The 18733-nt window shown below is 73.7% G+C and carries 15 protein-coding genes and 2 tRNA genes; 7 read left to right on the top strand and 10 right to left on the bottom strand.

Annotated features, from left to right (window positions below):
* The first annotated feature begins 69 nt into the window (after window positions 1-69).
* The 5 genes from ACI78U_RS13260 to pknB all read left to right on the top strand — a co-directional run bounded on the left by ACI78U_RS13260 (window position 70) and on the right by pknB (window position 8323).
* Window positions 70-1476 (top strand): PP2C family protein-serine/threonine phosphatase, encoded by a 1407-nt coding sequence (locus ACI78U_RS13260; protein ID WP_456875789.1) that lies wholly within the window; start codon window positions 70-72, stop codon window positions 1474-1476.
* Window positions 1476-2891 (top strand): FtsW/RodA/SpoVE family cell cycle protein, encoded by a 1416-nt coding sequence (locus tag ACI78U_RS13255; RefSeq protein ID WP_456875788.1) that lies wholly within the window; start codon window positions 1476-1478, stop codon window positions 2889-2891. Before ACI78U_RS13260 ends, ACI78U_RS13255 begins: the two co-directional genes overlap by 1 nt.
* A complete protein-coding gene (locus ACI78U_RS13250; RefSeq protein ID WP_456875787.1) occupies window positions 2888-4336 on the top strand; it encodes a peptidoglycan D,D-transpeptidase FtsI family protein in 1449 nt (482 codons plus the stop codon). The genes ACI78U_RS13255 and ACI78U_RS13250 overlap by 4 nt, the downstream gene beginning before the upstream one ends.
* Complete coding sequence (locus ACI78U_RS13245; protein WP_456875786.1) at window positions 4336-6237, top strand: serine/threonine-protein kinase; 1902 nt, start codon at window positions 4336-4338, stop codon at window positions 6235-6237. The genes ACI78U_RS13250 and ACI78U_RS13245 overlap by 1 nt, the downstream gene beginning before the upstream one ends.
* A 139-nt stretch (window positions 6238-6376) precedes the next feature.
* On the top strand, window positions 6377-8323 hold the full coding sequence (pknB, locus tag ACI78U_RS13240) for a Stk1 family PASTA domain-containing Ser/Thr kinase (RefSeq protein WP_456875785.1): 1947 nt from the start codon (window positions 6377-6379) through the stop codon (window positions 8321-8323).
* 67 nt (window positions 8324-8390) lie between these two features.
* On the opposite strand, the gene ACI78U_RS13235 is transcribed toward pknB, so the two are convergent.
* Both ACI78U_RS13235 and ACI78U_RS13230 read right to left on the bottom strand, forming a co-directional pair.
* The gene (locus ACI78U_RS13235) at window positions 8391-9041 is read right to left on the bottom strand and encodes an aminodeoxychorismate/anthranilate synthase component II (RefSeq protein WP_456875784.1); all 651 of its coding nucleotides are present in this window, start codon (window positions 9039-9041) and stop codon (window positions 8391-8393) included.
* Between the two features lie 24 nt (window positions 9042-9065).
* Window positions 9066-9842, bottom strand: coding sequence for a DUF881 domain-containing protein (locus tag ACI78U_RS13230; RefSeq protein WP_456875783.1), 777 nt, complete (start codon window positions 9840-9842; stop codon window positions 9066-9068).
* 148 nt (window positions 9843-9990) lie between these two features.
* Here ACI78U_RS13230 and crgA point away from each other — a divergent pair, with 148 nt between their 5' ends.
* A complete protein-coding gene (gene crgA / locus ACI78U_RS13225) occupies window positions 9991-10263 on the top strand; it encodes a cell division protein CrgA (RefSeq protein ID WP_456875782.1) in 273 nt (90 codons plus the stop codon).
* 516 nt (window positions 10264-10779) lie between these two features.
* Window positions 10780-11187 (top strand): PH domain-containing protein, encoded by a 408-nt coding sequence (locus ACI78U_RS13220; protein WP_456875781.1) that lies wholly within the window; start codon window positions 10780-10782, stop codon window positions 11185-11187.
* Between the two features lie 9 nt (window positions 11188-11196).
* On the opposite strand, the gene ACI78U_RS13215 is transcribed toward ACI78U_RS13220, so the two are convergent.
* From ACI78U_RS13215 to gyrB, 8 genes are all read right to left on the bottom strand, one after another.
* Window positions 11197-12051: a rhomboid family intramembrane serine protease gene (locus tag ACI78U_RS13215; protein WP_456875780.1), complete on the bottom strand. Its 855-nt coding sequence runs from the start codon at window positions 12049-12051 to the stop codon at window positions 11197-11199.
* 47 nt (window positions 12052-12098) lie between these two features.
* Window positions 12099-12635, bottom strand: a complete 537-nt coding sequence (locus tag ACI78U_RS13210; RefSeq protein ID WP_456875779.1) for a peptidylprolyl isomerase — start codon at window positions 12633-12635, stop codon at window positions 12099-12101.
* 63 nt (window positions 12636-12698) lie between these two features.
* Window positions 12699-12771: transfer RNA gene (locus ACI78U_RS13205), tRNA-Ala, on the bottom strand.
* 40 nt (window positions 12772-12811) lie between these two features.
* Window positions 12812-12961 carry a DLW-39 family protein gene (locus tag ACI78U_RS13200; protein WP_456875778.1) on the bottom strand — a complete coding sequence of 50 codons (150 nt, stop codon included), beginning with the start codon at window positions 12959-12961 and terminating at the stop codon, window positions 12812-12814.
* A 75-nt stretch (window positions 12962-13036) separates the two neighbouring features.
* Window positions 13037-13110 (bottom strand) — tRNA-Ile (locus ACI78U_RS13195).
* A 60-nt stretch (window positions 13111-13170) separates the two neighbouring features.
* Entirely contained in the window at window positions 13171-13971 is an 801-nt protein-coding gene (locus ACI78U_RS13190; protein ID WP_456875777.1) for a DUF3566 domain-containing protein, read from the bottom strand.
* A 156-nt stretch (window positions 13972-14127) separates the two neighbouring features.
* Window positions 14128-16596, bottom strand: a complete 2469-nt coding sequence (gyrA, locus tag ACI78U_RS13185) for a DNA gyrase subunit A (protein WP_456875776.1) — start codon at window positions 16594-16596, stop codon at window positions 14128-14130.
* 102 nt (window positions 16597-16698) lie between these two features.
* The gene (gyrB, locus tag ACI78U_RS13180; protein ID WP_456875775.1) at window positions 16699-18732 is read right to left on the bottom strand and encodes a DNA topoisomerase (ATP-hydrolyzing) subunit B; all 2034 of its coding nucleotides are present in this window, start codon (window positions 18730-18732) and stop codon (window positions 16699-16701) included.
* Between the last annotated feature and the right edge of the window lies 1 nt (window position 18733).

The raw sequence follows: 18733 nt of genomic DNA, 5'->3' as shown, positions 1-18733 counted from the left end.
GACGACGCACGCGCCGACCACGGGCGCGACGACCACGGGGAGCGACCGAGCAGACGTGAGCAGGGTCCGATGAGTCTCGCGCTGCGCTACGCCGCCCGCTCCGACCGCGGTCTGGTCCGCGGCAACAACCAGGACTCGGTGTACGCCGGGCCCCGGCTGCTGGCCGTGGCCGACGGCATGGGCGGCCACGCGGCCGGCGACGTCGCCAGCAAGGTCGTGATCGCCGCCCTCGAGCACCTCGACGACGACGCGCCCAGCGGCGACATGCTGCAGGCGCTGCGCGAGGCGGTCTTCGACGGCAGCGAGCACCTGCGCGAGGTCATCCGCGAGTCGCCGCAGCTGGAGGGCATGGGCACCACGCTCACCGCCGTCCTGTTCGCCGGGGGCCGGATCGCCCTGTGCCACGTCGGCGACTCGCGCGCCTACCTGCTGCGCGACGGCGTCCTCACCCAGATCACCCACGACGACACGTTCGTGCAGACGCTCATCGACGACGGCCGGATCACGCCCGAGGAGGCCAACCACCACCCGCAGCGCTCGCTGCTGCTGCGGGCCCTCAACGGCCAGGACGTCGACCCCGACCTGTCGATGCGCGAGGCCCGCGCCGGCGACCGCTACCTGCTGTGCTCCGACGGGCTGTCCGGCGTGGTCAGCGAGGAGACGCTGGCCCACGCGCTCGAGGACCCCGACCCGCAGTCGACCGCCGACCGGCTGGTCGAGCTCGCGCTGCGCAGCGGCGGCCCGGACAACATCACCGTGATCGTCGCCGACGTCGTCGAGGACAACGGCTCGGGCAGCATGGACCCGGTCGTCGACGGCGCCGCCGGCGACAACCGCGGGCAGCGCGAGGTCGACCCCCGCTCGGCCGCGGGGCGGGCGGCCCTCGCCGATCCGCCGCCGGTCCCGCCACCCGCGCCGACCGCACCCACGGCCGCTGCTCCCCCCGACCGTCGCCGCTCCCGGCGGCGGTTGTTCGTCGCTGGGGGCGCGGTGCTCCTCCTGGTGGGCGCCGGCATCGCCACCTGGCTGTGGGTCCTCACGCACTGGTTCGTGGGCGTGGCGGCGGCCGCCGACGGCAGCGACCACGTGGCGGTCTTCCGCGGGTTCAACGCCGACCTCCTCGGGCTGGACCTCTACCGCGTCGACGAGGTCACCGACATCCCGCTCGAGGACCTGTCGTCCTACGACCAGAACAGCGTCCGGCAGGGCATCGACGCCGACGACGTCGACGACGCCCAGCGCATCGTCGACGACCTGCACGCGGCCGCCGTCCCCGAGTGCCCGGCCGGGGTGACCGAGGAGCGGTCCTCCGACAGCCCCGCCTCCAGCGCCGCGCCGTCCGGCCTGTCCCCGCTCCCCACCGAGGGTGGCCTGCCGGTCCCCCCGTCCGAGTCCTCCCCGACGTCGCCGAGCCTCTCGACGTCCTCCTCGACCACGGGGCCCGAGCCGGGGGTGGACTGCCGGGAGGCGGAGTGATGGGCAGCCCCTCCACCGATCCCCGGGCCGCGCTCCCCGGCACGGTCGTCCCGAAGCGGCGCAACACCGAGCTGGCGCTGCTCGGCTTCGCCGTGCTCATCACCCTCGCGGCGCAGTGCATCGTCGACATCACCCTCACCGGCTCGCTGCGCCCGGAGCTGGCCACCTTCGGCGGCTGGTTCGCCGCGCTGTGGCTGGTGGTGCACCTGGTCGTCCGCCGCTTCGCGCCCTACGCCGACCCGCTGCTGCTGCCCGCCGTCGCGGTGCTCTCGGGCCTGGGCCTGACGATGATCCACCGGCTCGACCTGGCCGGCCTGCAGGTCGACGCCGAGGCCACCCGCGAGGACGCCCCCGTCCAGCTGCTGTGGGCCACCGTGGGCGTCGCGCTGTTCGTGGCCATCCTCGTGGTCCTCCGCGACCACCGGCTGCTGTCGCGCTTCGCCTACACCCTCGGCCTGGTCGGCCTGGTGCTGCTCGCGCTGCCCGCGGTGCTGCCCGCGTCGGTCTCGGAGGTCTACGGCGCCAAGATCTGGATCCGCGTCGCCGGGTTCAGCATCCAGCCCGGCGAGTTCGCCAAGATCTGCCTGATCGTCTTCTTCGCCGCCTACCTGGTCGACAAGCGCGACGTCCTGGCCCTGGCCAGCCGCCGCGTCGCCGGGCTGGAGCTGCCCCGCGGCCGCGACCTGGGCCCGGTGCTCGCCGTCTGGGTGGTGTCGATCCTCGTGCTCGTCTTCGAGCGCGACCTGGGCAGCTCGCTGCTGCTGTTCGGCATCTTCGTGGTGATGCTCTACATCGCCACCGAGCGGGCCAGCTGGCTGCTCATCGGCCTGGGCCTGTTCGCCGCCGGGGCGTTCCTCGCCTACCAGCTGTTCGGGCACGTCCGGGTCCGCGTCGACACCTGGCTGGACCCCTTCGCCTACCGCGACGAGGGCGGCTACCAGCTCGTCCAGTCGCTGTTCGGCCTGGGCACCGGCGGGCTGTTCGGTGCCGGGCTCGGCGGCGGCCGACCCGACCAGGTGCCGGTGGCCAAGAGCGACTTCATCGCCTCCGCGCTCGGCGAGGAGCTGGGCCTGTTCGGCCTGGTCGCGGTCATCGTGCTGTACCTGATCCTGGTCGAGCGCGGCCTGCGGACGTCGCTGGTCGTGCGCGACGCGTTCGGCAAGCTGCTCGCCGGCGGCCTGTCCTTCGCCATCGCCTGGCAGCTGTTCGTCGTCCTCGGCGGCGTCACCGGCCTGCTGCCGCTGACCGGCCTGACGACGCCGTTCGTCGCCTACGGCGGCTCGTCGCTGGTGGCCAACTTCGGCCTGGTCGCCATCCTGGTGCGCATCAGCGACGCCGCCCGCCGCCCGGCCACCCCGCCCGCCCCGCCGAAGCAGGCGCTGGGCGAGGCCCCGACCGAGGTCGTGAGCTCGTGAACGCCCCGCTGCGACGGGTGGCGATCAGCGTGCTGGTGCTCTTCACGCTGCTGATCGTCAACGTCAACTACATCCAGGTCGTGCGCTCCGACGAGCTGCGCGAGGACTCCGGCAACACCCGCGTGCTCACCGAGGAGTACTCGCGCGAGCGCGGGTCGATCGTGGTCGACGGCACCGAGGTGGCGCTGTCGGTGCCCACCCAGGACACGCTCAAGTACCTGCGCCAGTACCCGCAGGGGCCCACGTACGCGGCGGTCACCGGCTACTACTCGCTCATCTACAACAGCTGGCAGATGGAGCGGGCGGCCAACGACGTGCTCACCGGCTCCGACGCGCGGCTGTTCACCCGCCGGCTGGCCGACCTGTTCACCGGCCGCGACCCGGCCGGCGGCGACGTCGTCCTGACCCTGGACGCGGGCGTCCAGGAGGCCGCCATGGCCGGCCTGGAGGGGGTGACCGGCGCCGTCGTCGCGCTGGACCCGTCCACCGGCGCGGTGCTGGGCATGGCCAGCACGCCCACCTACGACCCCGCGCGGCTGTCCAGCCACGACCCGCAGGCGATCCGCGACTACGCCGCCGAGCTCGACGCGCTGGAGGCCGACCCGCGGCTGAACCGCGCGATCCAGGACAACTACCCGCCCGGCTCGGTGTTCAAGGTGATCGTGTCGGCCGCGGCGCTGGCGACCGGGGAGTACACCCCCGACACCGTCGTCCCGGCGCCGGACACGCTCACCCTGCCGGGCACCTCGACTCAGCTGCGCAACTTCGGCAACTCCTCGTGCAGCAGCAGTCAGGAGCAGTCGCTGATCGACGCACTGACCATCTCCTGCAACACCGCCTTCGCCCAGCTGGGCATCGACCTCGGTGAGGACCGCGTGCGCGAGATGGCCGAGGCCTTCGGCATGACCGGCGAGGGTCTGGACATCCCGCTCGAGGTGGCCGGCAGCAGCGTCGGCGACATCGAGAGCGAGGCGGCGCTCGGGCAGAGCTCGATCGGCCAGCGCGACGTGCGGATGACCCCGCTGCAGGCGGCCATGGTCGCCGCCGCCGTGGGCAACGACGGGACCCTGATGACGCCCTACCTGATCGACCAGGTGCGCGCCCCCGACCTGACGGTCCTCGACCAGGCCGACCCGGAGACGTTCTCCGAGCCGGTCACCCCCGAGGTCGCCGACCAGCTGAAGGAGATGATGGAGAGCGTCGTCGCCAACGGCAGCGGCCGGGCCGCCCGCATCGCGGGGGTGACCGTCGCCGGCAAGACCGGGACCGCGCAGGTCTCCGGGGACGTCCCCGACCACAACTGGTTCGTCGGCTTCGCCCCGGCCGACGACCCGCAGATCGCCGTCGCGGTGTTCGTCGCGAACGGCGGGGGTACCGGCGGGGACGTCTCCGCACCGATCGCCGGCGACGTGATGCAGGCCTACCTCGAGGGTCAGGGGGGCTGATGGCCCTGTCCACCGGCACCATCCTGGCCGGCCGCTACGAGATCACCGAGCCCATCGCCACCGGCGGCATGGGCGAGGTGTGGCGCGCCCGCGACCGCGTGCTGGACCGGGTCGTCGCCGCCAAGGTGCTGCGCAGCGAGTTCACCGGCGATCCCAGCTTCGTCGCCCGGTTCCGCAACGAGGCCCGGCACACCGCCGCGCTGTCGCACCCGAACATCGCCTCGGTCTACGACTACGGCGAGAGCACCGACGAGCGCGGGCACCAGCTGGCGTTCCTGGTCATGGAGCTGGTCGAGGGCAAGCCGCTGGTGACGATCCTCCACGAGGAGGGCCGGCTGCCGGTCGACTGGACGCTGCACGTGCTCGGGCAGTCCGCCGACGGCCTGTCCGCGGCGCACGCCGCCGGGGTGGTGCACCGCGACATCAAGCCGGGCAACCTCATCGTCCGGCCCGACGGCGTGGTCAAGCTGACCGACTTCGGCATCGCCCGCACCCGCGACGCGACGCCGCTGACCCGCACCGGCATGGTCGTGGGCACCGCGCAGTACCTCTCGCCCGAGCAGGCGCAGGGCATGGAGGTCACCGCCGCCTCCGACGTCTACTCGCTGGGCGTGGTGGGCTACGAGTGCCTCACCGGCGGGCGGCCCTTCGACGGCACCTCGCAGGTCGCCATCGCGCTGGCGCACATCAACCGGACGCCCCCGCCGCTGCCGGCGGAGATCCCCCCGCAGGTCCGCCTGCTCATCGAGCGGTCGCTGGCGAAGGACCCGCGCGACCGGTTCGCCGACGGCGCCGCCTTCGCCGCCGCGATCCGCTCGGTGGCCGGCGGCAACGGGCTGGGCCCGGCGACCGCGGCGACCGGGGCGCTGTCCACCGGCCTCGCGGCGGCGACCACCGAGGTGATCCCGGAGATCGACGGCGACGGCACCCGGGTGCTGGGCGGGCCGGTGGCCGGTGCCGCCGCCGCGGTGGCCGGCCCCCGCACCGGGGGCCGGCACGCGGCCGGGGCGCGCACCATGCCGCCCCTGCAGGGCCCGCCGGTCGACGACGACGACCGCGGCCGGGCCGCGGCCGGCGCGCCGCGCGGGGGCAACCGCCGGTGGGCGGTGGTCCTGGCGTCGCTCGCGCTGGTCGCGGCGCTCGCCGCCGGCGCCTGGTTCCTCCTGTCCGGCAACGGCGAGGGCGGCACCACCGCCGACCCCACCGCGACCAGCAGCGCGCCGACCGGCGGCTCGGCCGACCCCACCCAGGACCTCGTCACCATCCCCGCGGCCGCGCAGTACCTCGGGGAGGACGCCGACGACGTCGAGGCCGTGCTGCGCGAGGCGGGCCTCGACGTCGCCCGGGTCGACGCCACCGACGAGGACCTCGCCGCCGCCGGGATCGAGCTGAGCGCCGGGGACGTCGCCGCGGTCGACCCGGCGGGCATCCCGGTCCCCCGCGGCACCACCGTCACGCTGTCGGTGGCCCAGCAGGACCACAGCCCCGAGGTGGCCGAGGAGCCGGAGGACTCCGGCAGCGGCGACGACCAGGGCGGTGAGGACACCGGCGACCAGGGCGACGACGGCACCGGCGGCCAGGGCAACGGCGGCGGGGGCGGCGGTCAGACCCAGTCGTCGAGCCCGACCCGGTCCTCCACCTCCTCGTCGGCGAGCAGCAGCTCGTCGTCGGCCCCGTCGACCACGACGTCGAGCAGTCCGCCGACGACGCAGGGCGGCACCACGGCGCCGCCCCCTCCGGCGGACCCCACGACCGGGGACGACGGGACGACCGACGGGACCGGCACCGACCCGGACACCGGCGGGGGGACCGGGGCCGGGGCCGGAGCCGGCGCGGGGGCCGGGTCCTGGACGCCCGGCCCGGCGTCCGCTGGGGCTGCCGGGGCCGGCGGTACGCAGTAGTGACACCGCTCCTCCGCGGTGCCCGCGTCACGGGCTCCCCCGCCGTTAGGCTGCCCGCCGGGACCGGGGACGCCCCCGCCGCTCCTCCGTGTCCGGGTCCGCCCGCGCCGCACCACCGCACCGCCCGAGAGGACCACCGATGACCACCCCCCAGGTTCTCGGCGAGCGCTACGAGATCGGCGGGGTGCTCGGCCGCGGCGGCATGGCGGAGGTGCACCGCGGGCGCGACCTGCGGCTGGGTCGCGAGGTCGCGGTCAAGGTGCTGCGCAGCGACCTGGCGCGCGACCCCTCGTTCCAGGTGCGGTTCCGGCGGGAGGCGCAGGCGGCCGCGTCGCTCAACCACCCGGCGATCGTGGCGGTGTACGACACCGGCGAGGACCGGACGAGCACCGGCGCGACGCCCTACATCGTCATGGAGTACGTCGAGGGCGAGACCCTGCGCGACGTGCTGCGCCGCGACGGCGTCCTGGCGCCGGAGCGGGCGATGAGCCTGACCGCCGACATCTGCGCCGCCCTCGACTTCAGCCACCGCAACGGCATCGTGCACCGCGACGTGAAGCCCGGGAACGTGATGATCACGCCCGACGGCTCGGTCAAGGTCATGGACTTCGGCATCGCCCGCGCCGTCTCCGACTCCGCCGCGACGATGACCTCCACGGCCGCCGTCATCGGCACCGCGCAGTACCTCTCCCCCGAGCAGGCCCGCGGCGAGTCCGTCGACGCCCGCTCCGACGTCTACTCGGTCGGCTGCCTGCTGTTCGAGCTGGTCACCGGGGCGCCGCCGTTCACCGGCGACTCGCCGGTGTCGGTGGCCTACCAGCACGTGCGGGAGGACCCGCGGCTGCCGTCGTCGATCAACCCGCGGGTGCCGCCGGACCTCGACGCGATCGTCCTCAAGGCGCTGAGCAAGAACCCGGCCAACCGCTACCAGTCGGCCGCGGAGATGCGCAACGACCTGCTCCGAGCGCTGGCCGGGCAGCGGGTCGAGGCCACCCCCGTCATGGGCGACGACGAGAAGACCACCATCCTCGGCGCCACCCCGGCCGGCTACGGTGCCGGCGACTGGGACGACGACGAGGCGGCCGGCCGGCGCCGGCGCAACCGCGTCATCGCCGCCGTCGTCGGGGCCCTCGTGCTCGTCGGCGCCGTCGTCGGGGTCGCGCTGCTGGTCGACTCCGGTGGCGAGGACGACCCGGCGCCGGAGGCCACCACCACGCAGGTCACCGTCCCGGCGCTGGTCGGGGAGCAGCAGGCCGACGCCGAGGCGGCGCTGCGGGAGGCCGGCCTGACCGTCGGCGAGGTGACCCAGCAGGTCACCGACGACGACGCCGCCGTCGGCACGGTGCTCGACAGCGACCCGGACAGCGGGGCGCAGGTCCCGGAGGACACCACGGTGGCCCTCACCGTCGGCGTCGCCCCCGACACCGCGACGATGCCGCAGGTCGTCGGCCTCGACGAGGACCGGGCCCGGACGGCGCTGGAGAACGCCGGCCTGACCGGCAACGTCAACTCCGACCAGGCCGACTCGCTCGAGGCCGAGGGCACGGTCGTCGCGGTGGACCCCGAGGAGGGGACGGCGGTCGACCCGGACACCACCGTGACGCTGTCGGTCTCCGACGGCACCGCGGCCGTCCCCGACGTCACCGGCCAGGAGCAGGGCGCGGCCACCCAGGCGCTGCGCGCGGAGGGGTTCACCAACGTCACGACCGAGGAGGTCGACTCCGACCAGCCGGCCGGGACCGTCGTCGCCACCGCTCCCGCGGCCGGCCAGCAGGCCGGCGCCGACGACCAGATCACCCTGCAGGTGTCGGCCGGGACCGCAGAGGTCACGGTGCCGCCGTCGATCGTCGGGCAGACCGAGCAGCAGGCCCGGCAGACGCTGGCCGCCGCGGGGTTCACGGGCACGATCACGGCGCAGCCGACCGAGGGCGAGGCCGGGCAGGCCCCGGGCACCGTCGCCGGGAGCGACCCCCAGCCGGGTCAGACGGTCGACGCCGACGGGCAGATCACCCTGCTGGTCGTCACGCAGAGCACCGCGACGCCGACGAGCACCAGCCCGGCACCGGGCGGCGGCACCGGCGGCTGACCGGCCCCTCCGCAGCGCACGAGGGCCCCTCCCGTCCGGGAGGGGCCCTCGACGCGTTCTGGGGGCGTCAGGAGACGGCGGCGGAGAGGCGACGCGCACCGGCCGCGGCGGCCTCGACGACGGCCTCGTCCGGGGCCAGGCCGCAGGCGGTCAGCCACGTGGCCAGCATCCGGTGGCCCCCCTCGGTGAGCACCGACTCGGGGTGGAACTGCACTCCCTCGACGGGCAGCTCGCGGTGCCGCAGCGCCATGACGATGCCCGACGGCGTGGTGCCGGTGACCTCGAGCTCGGCGGGGACGGTCTCCCGGTCGACGGCGAGGGAGTGGTAGCGGGTGGCGGTGAACGGCGAGGGCAGGCCGGCCAGGACGCCCACGCCGTCGTGCACCACCTCGCTGGTCTTGCCGTGCAGCAGCTCGGGCGCGCGGACCACCTCGGCGCCGAAGGCCTCCGCGATGGCCTGGTGGCCCAGGCACACGCCGAGCACCGGGGTGTCGGCCTCGGCGGCGGCGCGCACCATCGGCACGGTCACACCGGCACCGGCGGGCGTGCCCGGGCCGGGGGACAGCAGCACCCCGGCGACGTCGAGGTCGGCGAGCTCGTCGACGGTGACCGCGTCGTTGCGGCGCACCACGCACTGCACGCCGAGCTGGCCCAGGTACTGGACCAGGTTGTAGACGAAGCTGTCGAAGTTGTCGACGACGAGGACCGGGCGGCTCACGGTCCCTGTGTACACGCGCGCGGCTCAGCCGTCAGCGGCTGTGGCGTAGGCCATGTCCAGCGGCGCGGTGTAGGCCGGCAGCAGGACCTCCGGCCGGTCCCGCACGGCGAAGGCGAGGCCGAAGTCCTCGACCGCCTGCCGGAAGACCGCCACCTGCGGGGAGACGTCGAGCTGGGCCCGGACGGCGGCGGGGTCCACGACGGCGGTCACGACGAACGGCGGCGACCAGGTCCGGCCGTGCAGCAGCAGCACGTTGCCCACGCAGCGGACGGCGCTGGTCGCGATGAGCCGCTGGTCCATGATCGCCACGCCGTCGGCACCGGCGGCCCAGACGGCGTTGACCACGGCCTGGACGTCGGACTGGTGGATGACGACGTCGTCGGGACGGGCACCGGCCGGCAGGCTGCCGTCGGGCCGGCGCGGGGCGTCGTCCAGGGTGATCTCCACACCCCGGCCCCGCAGCGCCACCACGCCCGCCGAGACCGAGCCCTGATCGCCGTCGGCCTGCGCGGCGGCGACCGCGCCGTCGCGGCCGGCGGCCTGGTCGGTGAGCACCAGGGCCTGCCGCCGCAGCTCCGCGAGCTGGGCCTCCTGCTCGGCGATGACCTCGTTGCGCTCGCCGATGAGCGCCGAGAGCTCGGTGACGTCGCCGGCGCGCAGGTCCGACCCCTGCGCGGTCTGGCCGGAGGTGGCGAACAGCAGCCCCGCGGCCAGCGCGACCACCGGCACCAGCGCACCCCAGGCGGTCCGCCGGCGCCGGGCCGGCCCCGGCCCGGCGGCCGGGGACTCCGAGGGCGTCACGGGGGCTCCAGGGGGACGGGAGGGACGGCGCGACGCCCGGCAGGACGGTCGGCGCGACCGGGGTGGTCGTCTCGCAGCTTAGGCTGGGAGGCGATCGTGCCGGTCGCGACGGACCGGCACCCCGAGCGAGTCAGCAGGAGTCGGTCCGGTGCCCAAGTCCAAGGTCCGCAAGAAGTCGGTCTACACGCCGCCGGAGGGTGTGCTGCAGTCGCGCTCCGCGGCCGCCCGTGCCGTGCAGCCCAGCCCCCGCTGGTACGCGCCGCTCATGGTCACGCTCATGCTGCTCGGCCTGCTGTGGATCGTCGTCTACTACGTGGCCGGCGACCGGATCCCCTTCATGGTCTCGCTGTCGGCGTGGAACTTCGCGATCGGCTTCGGGGCGATGGTCGTCGGCCTCGTCATGTCGATGCGCTGGCGCTGACGCAGGGCCTCTGCCGCCCCGTTCCGGCACGTCGCCAGGCCCCCGTCCCTCCCGGGACGGGGGCCTGGTGCGTTCCCGGGCGTCATCCCGGGCCCTCTACACCAGCCCGGCTCCCGGCCCGGCCGGGGGGTGTGGGCCGCTGTGCACAGGCCGTCGGTGGATCCACAGGTCGACATGACGTTCCGCCCCCAGGGTTGTCCACCACATGTGGAGAACGCCTGTTCGACTGCACGGCGCTGACCTGCGCCGATGCCAGAGGTGGGGTTCGTGGGACGAGGAGGACGGCCGCGTAACTACAGGTCTGTGCTTTGTCCCCAGCTGTGTACCCAGCTGTGGACGAGTCGACATGACCGCAGGCAGCGGGCGGTCACGCACCGCGAGCGGGTGGGTGCTGTCGAGGAGTCGACACGCGCGCCGAGCAGGGCGTATCCCCCGTGACGACCCGTCGTCCCCAGCCCCGCGGCCCTGTGGACGGAGCCGACGGCGGTGTGTCCACCGGCCTGGGAGGGTGGGGACGTGCAGTGGTCGGCGCGGACGGCGGAGACGGTCGTGCTGGGGACGGGCGGCGTGCTGCTGGTGCTGGCCGCGCTGACCCTCGACACCGCCGGCCGCGTGCTCGTCGGCGCCGCCGGGGTGCTGCTGCTCGCGCTGGCGCTGCGCGACGTCGTCCTCCGGCCGCGGCTGTCGGCCGGTCCCGGCGGCGTCGTGGTCCGGACCCTGGCCGGGCACACCCGGCTGGCCTGGCCGGGCCTGCGGGTGCGGCTGCGGGACACCCGCCGGCTGGGGGTGCGGTCGCGGCTGCTCGAGCTCGACACCGCCACCGGCCCCGACGACGACGGCACGCTGGTGCTGCTGGGCCGCCGCGACCTGGGCACCGACCCGGCCGCCGTCGCGCAGGCCCTGGAGGCGCTGCGCCCGGGGTGACGCCCTCTGTCAGCCCAGGACGGTCACCGGCACGGGCACCACGAGGACGAGGACGACCAGCACGACCGCGAGGGCGGCCAGCGCGGCGGCCTGCAGCGCGACGCGGCGCCGGGTGAGCACGAGCAGCGTGGTGGCGACCAGGCCCGCGACCAGGCCGCCGAGGTGCCCCAGCAGGGACACGTTGGGCAGGAAGCTGATGACGACGTTGATGGCCAGCAGGGTCAGCAGGCCGCGCAGGTCCTGGCGGGCGGCGACCATCAGCACGCCCAGGGCGCCGAGGAGGCCGTAGATCGCCGCCGAGGCGCCGGCGACGGGCCGGGCGGGGTCGCCGAACAGCTCGATGGCCACGGCGCCGCCGAGCGCGGAGAGGAGGTAGACCGACAGGTAGCGCCACCAGCCCAGCCGCGCCTCGATCTCGGGGCCGAAGAGCAGCAGGCTGAGCATGTTGAGCAGCAGGTGGGTGATCCCGATGTGCAGGAACGCCCCGGTGATGAGCCGCCAGTCCTGGCCGTAGACGTCGACGAGCACGGGGACGAGCGAGAAGTCGGCGAAGACCGGCGAGCGGAAGTTGTCCAGCGGGCTCTCACCGACCGAGACCGCCGAGACGGCGGTGACGACGAAGACGACGAGGTTGACCGCCACGAGCGTGGCCGTGACGGGGCCGAAGCGCCGGCGCGCGGCGCTCCACCTCGAGACCGGCCGCGGCCGGCGCACCCCCGCGTTGCCCTCGCGGACGTCGTCGGGGCACTGGAAGCCGACCGACGCCGGCGTCATGCACTCCGGGCAGATGGGCCGGTCGCAGCGGGTGCAGCGGATGCCGGTGGGCCGGTCGGGGTGCCGGTAGCAGGTGGCCGGCGGGGGCACCGGCGGCGGTGCGGCGCCGCCGGTGCCCTCGTCGGGTGGGGAGCTGGTCAGCTGCGCTGCACCTCGACCGACCGGATGACGACGTCCTCCACCGGCTTGTCGTTGCGGCCGGTGCGCACGGTGGCGATGCGGTCGACGACCTCACGGCTGGCCTGGTCGGCCACCTCGCCGAAGATCGTGTGCTTGCGGTTGAGGTGCGGCGTGGGGCCGACGGTGATGAAGAACTGCGAGCCGTTGGTGCCGGGCCCCGCGTTGGCCATGGCCAGCAGGTACGGGCGGTCGAAGGCGAGCTCGGGGTGGAACTCGTCGCCGAACTGGTAGCCGGGGCCGCCGAAGCCCTGACCGAGCGGGTCCCCGCCCTGGATCATGAACCCGCTGATGACGCGGTGGAAGATCGTCCCGTCGTACAGCGGGTCGGTGGTCTTCGCGCGGGTGGCCGGGTGCGTCCACTCACGGCGGCCCTCGGCCAGGTCCGCGAAGTTCGCGACCGTCTTGGGCGCGTGGTCGGGGAACAGGTCGACGGTGATGTCGCCGTGGTTGGTGTGCAGCACCGCGCGACGGGCGGGCGAGGTCGATTCGGTCACGCCCCCACTCTCCCATCCGCGCAGCCGGGCGGGCCGGGCCAGGTCAGGAGCGCGTCGGAGGAGTGGAGACGAGGGGAATCGAACCCCTAACCCCCGCCTTGCAAAGGCGGTGCTCTGCCAATTGAGCTACGTCCCCGGGGGTGCTGCCCGGAGTGGCCCCGGAACGGGGCCGCGGGTCAGCGGGTGGTGGGGCGGCTGACGGCGTCCGGGCCGCTCGTGGCCTCGTGCCAGAGGTCGGCCTCGGCCTTGCCGGTGCCGGCGGAGCGGCGACGGAGGGCGGCGACGGCGCCGGCCGCCGCGGCGACCAGGGCCAGCTGCTTGAGCACTCGGTACCTCCTGGGGACGACCGCGGCCACGGACGGGGCCGCGTTGCCGCGGTGCCGTGGGCACCGGTTCACGGGTGGGCCTGGGAGGACTTGAACCTCCGGCCTCATCCTTATCAGGGATGCGCTCTAACCGCCTGAGCTACAGGCCCGTGGACCTCGACCAGCTTACAAGGCCGGTCCGGGGCCCCGGCGGGCGGGGCCCCAGCCGCTCAGTCCCGCTCGGCGAGGGTGACCTCGAGACCGCCCACGAGGTCGGCGCAGAGGTTGTAGATGAACGCCGCGATCGTGGCCAGCGCCGTCATGAGCACGATGTTGATGGCGCCGATGACCGCCGCGCCGCCGAAGACGATGCCCGGGGTGATGACGTCGCCGCCGCCGTCTCCGCCCGAGGACGTGCCGAGCTGGCCGAACAGGTCGTTGAGGGTGTCGAAGACGCCCAGGCCGGACAGGACGCCGTAGAGGATCCCGACCGCGACCATCCAGATGAAGAACAGCGCGATCGACAGAACCAGCGAGATCTTCAGCGCCGACCACGTGTCGATGTGCCGCAGTTGCAGCCGGGCCCGGCGCGGACCGCGGTTGCCACGGCCCTTGGCGGCGGGCCGGCCGGCCTGCTGACCCGCCTGCTGGGGCGGCGCCTGCTGCGGCCCGGCCTGCGGGGCGGGCGCCTGCTGCGGGGGCCGCGGGGCAGCCGTGGCCGGCGGTGCCACCTGCGTGACACCCGACGGCGGCGGCATCGTCGCGTCGGCCGGCCGCTGGTGCTGCTGCGCGACGTGCTGCGGAGCAGCGGACGGCGGCTGCGGCGGGGCCTGCTGCGCGGCCAGCCCGCCGGTGACCGGCTTGGTCAGGGACGCGCCCCCGCCGGCCGCGCTCGCGCCCGCGGGCGAGGCTCCGGACGGACCGGGGGTCTGACCGGTGACGGGCGCCGAACCCGTCGCCGGGGCTCCGTCCGCTCCGGCTGCGCCTTCCGGGCGGACCCCGGTGCGCACCGCCTGCGGCCGGTCGCTCATGCCGTTCTCCCGTTCGCCTGCGGCCCTCGCCGCGCTCTCGCGTCCGGGTGCCCCGGCGCGGTGCCGGAGGCGCCCGGGCGCCGGTCGTGTCCGTCAGTGGGAGCCGGGGGTGGGGCGTGACCTGCCGTCACGCCCCACCGTGCTCCCGGTCTCACCCTAGGCGGCGGGCTCGTCGTTGTCCGTCGTCCGGGCGATCGCCACGATCGTCACGTCCTCGGGCAAGTTCATGAGCTTGACGCCCATGGTCGCGCGATCCTTGTTGTGGCGCACGCCGTTGACCGGCGTCCGGATCACGCCGCCGCCGGACGTGATGGCGTAGAGCTCGTCGCCGAGCCGCACCGACAGGGCCCCGACCAGGGCACCCTTGCGGGCCTTCGGGTCGGCGGTGAGCACGCCCTTCCCGCCGCGGCCCTGCGGCGGGTAGTTCTCGATGCCGGTCCGCTTGGCGAAGCCGCGCTCGGTGGCGACGAGGACGTCGACGCCCTCCTCGACCACGATCATCGACAGCAGCCGGTCCCCGGGGGACAGCGAGATCCCGCGGACGCCCTCGGTGGCCCGGCCCATCGGCCGCAGGGTCGCGTCGTCGGCCTTGAACCGGATCGACATCGCGGCCCGGGTGACCAGCAGCAGGTCCAGGTCGGGGTCGATGAGCGCGGCCCCGACCAGCTCGTCGCCCTCGCGCAGGTTGATCGCGATGACACCGCCGCTGCGCGGGCTGTCGAAGTCCGACAGCCGGGTCTTCTTGACCTGCCCGTTGGCCGTGGCCAGGACCAGGTACGGCGCGACGGAGTAGTCCTTGATCTGCATGACCTGGGCGATCCGCTCGTCGGGCTGGAACGCCAGGATGTTGGCCACGTGCGCGCCGCGGGCGGTGCGGTTGGCCTCGGGCAGCTCGTAGGCCTTGGCCCGGTAGACCCGGCCCTTGTTGGTGAAGAACAGGATCCAGTCGTGGGTGGAGCCCACGAAGAAGTGGTCGACCAGGTCGTCCTGCTTGAGGGCCGCCCCCATCACGCCCTTCCCGCCGCGGCGCTGCGACCGGTAGAGGTCGCTCTTGGTCCGCTTGGCGTAGCCGGTGCGGGTGATGGTGACGACGACCTCCTCCTCGGCGATGAGGTCCTCGACCGAGACGTCGCCCTCGTTGGCGACGAACTGGGTGCGCCGGTCGTCGCCGTACTTGTCGACGATCTCGGCCAGCTCGTCGCGGACGATCTGCCGCTGCCGATCCGGGGAGTCGAGGATCGCCTGCAGGTCGGCGATGCGGGCCTCGATCTCGGCGAGCTCGTCCATGATCCGCTGTCGCTCGAGGGCGGCCAGCCGGCGCAGCTGCAGGTCGAGGATCGCCGTCGCCTGGACCTCGTCGACCTCGAGCAGCTCCATGAGGCCGGTGCGGGCGGAGTCGGCCGAGGGGCTGTTGCGGATGAGCGCGATGACCGCGTCGAGCTGGTCGAGGGCCTTGGCGTAGCCGCGCAGGATGTGCGCGCGCTCCTCGGCCTTGCGCAGCCGGTAGCGGGTGCGCCGCTGGATGACCTCGATCTGGTGGAGCACCCAGTTGCGCACCAGCTCGTCGAGCCGCAGCGTCCGCGGGACGCCGTCGACGATCGAGAGCATGTTGCAGCCGAACGACGTCTGCAGCTGGGTGTGCTTGTAGAGGTTGTTCAGCACGACCTTGGCCACGGCGTCGCGGCGCAGGGTGATGACCAACCGCCGGCCGACGCGGTCGCTGGACTCGTCGGCGATCTCGCTGATGCCCTGCAGCCGGCCGTCCTTGACCGCCTCGGCGATCGACTCGGCCAGGTTGTCCGGGTTGACCTGGTAGGGCAGCTCGGTGACGACGAGCTGCACGCGGCCCCGCGCGTCCTCCTCGACGGTGACGACGGCGCGCATCTTCACCGAGCCGCGGCCGGTGCGGTAGGCGTCCTCGATGCCCTCGCGGCCGACGATGAGGCCGTAGGTGGGGAAGTCGGGGCCCTTGACCCGCTCCATGCACGCGGTGAGCGCTTCCTCGGGCTCGGCGTCGGGGTGCTCGAGCACCCAGTACACCGCCTCGGCCACCTCGCGCAGGTTGTGCGGCGGCATGTTGGTGGCCATGCCGACCGCGATGCCGGCCGACCCGTTGATCAGCAGGTTCGGCACGCGCGCCGGCAGGACCAGCGGCTCCTGGGTGCGGCCGTCGTAGTTGGCCTGGAAGTCGACGGTCTCCTCGTCGATGCCGGCCAGCATCTCCATGGCCAGCGGCGTGAGCCGGCACTCGGTGTAGCGCATGGCGGCCGGCGGGTCGTTGCCCGGCGAGCCGAAGTTGCCCTGGCCGTCGATGAGCGGGTAGCGCATCGACCACGGCTGGGCCAGCCGCACGAGGGCGTCGTAGATCGCCGAGTCGCCGTGCGGGTGGTAGTTGCCCATGACCTCCGCGACCGGGCGGGCGCACTTGACGTAGCCGCGGTCGGGGCGGAAGCCCTGGTCGTACATCGCGAACAGCACGCGGCGGTGCACCGGCTTGAGGCCGTCGCGGACCTCCGGCAGGGCGCGGCCGACGATCACGCTCATCGCGTAGTCGATGTAGCTGCGCTGCATCTCCTGCTGGAGGTCGACCGGCTCGACGCGGTCGCGGGCGGGTGTCTCGGTCACTGGTCAGATCTCTCCGGTGGATCGCACAGAGGTGGGACGTCCGGCCCCCTTGCAGGGCCCCGCCGCGAGCTCGCGAGCGGTGGGGGGCAAGGGGGTCCTTCCTCACACGTCGAGGAAGCGGACGTCCTTGGCGTTGCGGGTGATGAAGCTGCGGCGGGCCTCGACGTCCTCGCCCATGAGGATGCTGAACAGCTCGTCGGCGGTGGCGGCGTCGTCGAGGGTGACCTGCAGGAGCAGGCGGGACTCCGGGTTCATCGTGGTGTCCCAGAGCTCGCTGGCGTTCATCTCACCGAGCCCCTTGAACCGCTGGATCATCTCGTCGCGGACCTTGCGGCCCTCCTGCTTGCCGGCCGCCAGCAGCGCGTCGCGCTCCCGGTCGGAGTAGGCGTACTGGTCGCCCCACTTGCCGCCCCACTTGATCTTGTACAGCGGCGGCTGGGCGAGGTACACGTGGCCGGCCTCGACCAGCGGCCGCATGAAGCGGAACAGCAGGGTGAGCAGCAGCGTGCGGATGTGCTGGCCGTCGACGTCGGCGTCGGCCATCAGCACGATCTTGTGGTACCGCAGCTTCGACAGGTCGAACTCGTCGTGGATGCCGGTGCCGAAGGCGGTGATCATCGACTGGACCTCGGTGTTCTTGAGCACCCGGTCGATGCGCGCCTTCTCGACGTTGATGATCTTGCCGCGGATGGGCAGGATCGCCTGGAACATCGAGTCGCGGCCGGACTTGGCCGAGCCGCCGGCCGAGTCGCCCTCGACGATGTAGACCTCGGAGTTGCGCGGGTCGGTCGACCGGCAGTCGGCCAGCTTGCCCGGCAGCGAGTTGTTGCTCAGCAGGTTCTTGCGGGCGAGCTTGCGGGCGTCCTGCGCGGCCCGCCGGGCCCGGGCGGCCGAGGCGGCCTTGGTGATGATGGTCTTGGCCTCGGCCGGGTTGGCCTCGAACCAGTGCGCGATCTGCTCGTTGCAGATGCGCTGCACGAAGCCCTTGACCTCGGTGTTGCCGAGCTTGGTCTTCGTCTGGCCCTCGAACTGCGGGTCGCCGATCTTGACCGAGACGATCGCCGCCAGGCCCTCGCGGATGTCCTCGCCGGTGAGCTTCTCGTCCTTCTCCTTGAGCAGCTTCTTCTCGACGGCGTAGCGGTTGACGATCGAGGTCAGCGCGGTGCGGAAGCCCTCCTCGTGGGTGCCGCCCTCGTGCGTGTTGATCGTGTTGGCGAAGGAGTAGACCGACTCGGAGTAGGCGTCGGACCACTGCATCGCGACCTCGACGCTCATCCGCATGTCGTTCTTGCCGACGCCCTCGTCACCGAAGCCGAGGATCGAGCGGTGGATCGGGGTCTTCTTCGCGTTGATGTGGCGGACGTAGTCCTCGAGGCCGCCGTCGTAGCGGTAGGTGATCTCGGTGGGCTCGAAGGCGGCGTCCTCGGCGCCCGGCGCGGTGGCCTCCAGGGCGACCGACTTCTCGTCGCCCAGCCCGGTGTCGGCCTTGCCGTGCCCGGGGCGCTCGTCGCGCAGGACGATGGTCAGGCCCTTGTTGAGGAAGGCCATCTCCTGCAGCCGGCGGCTGATGGTGTCGAACGAGTAGGTCGTCGTCTCGAAGATGCCGCCGTCGGCCCAGAAGGTGATCTGGGTGCCGCGCTTGGTGGTGGGGCCGACCTCCTCCAGCGGGCCGGGCTTGGCCATGGCGTAGGACTGGTGCCACTCCTTGCCGTCCCGCCAGATGCGCACCTCGAGCGCGGTGGACAGCGCGTTGACGACGGTGACGCCGACGCCGTGCAGACCGCCGGAGACGGCGTAGCTCTTGCCGTCGAACTTGCCGCCGGCGTGCAGCACGGTCATGACGACCTCGACGGTCGGCCGCTTCTCGCGGGGGTGCAGGTCGACCGGGATGCCGCGGCCGTTGTCCTCGACCCGGACACCGCCGTCGGCGAGCAGGGTGACGCGGACGGTGTCGCAGTAGCCGGCCAGCGCCTCGTCGACGGAGTTGTCGACGACCTCCCACACCATGTGGTGCAGGCCGCGCTCGCCGGTGGAGCCGATGTACATGCCGGGCCGCTTGCGGACCGCCTCGAGCCCCTCGAGGACGGTGATGGAGCTGCCGGAGTAGCTGGTGTCGGTCTGGGTCCGAGCGACCACG

This window comes from Geodermatophilus sp. SYSU D00710 (genome assembly GCF_054050195.1).
This window is presented reverse-complemented; position numbering and strand designations above follow the sequence as displayed.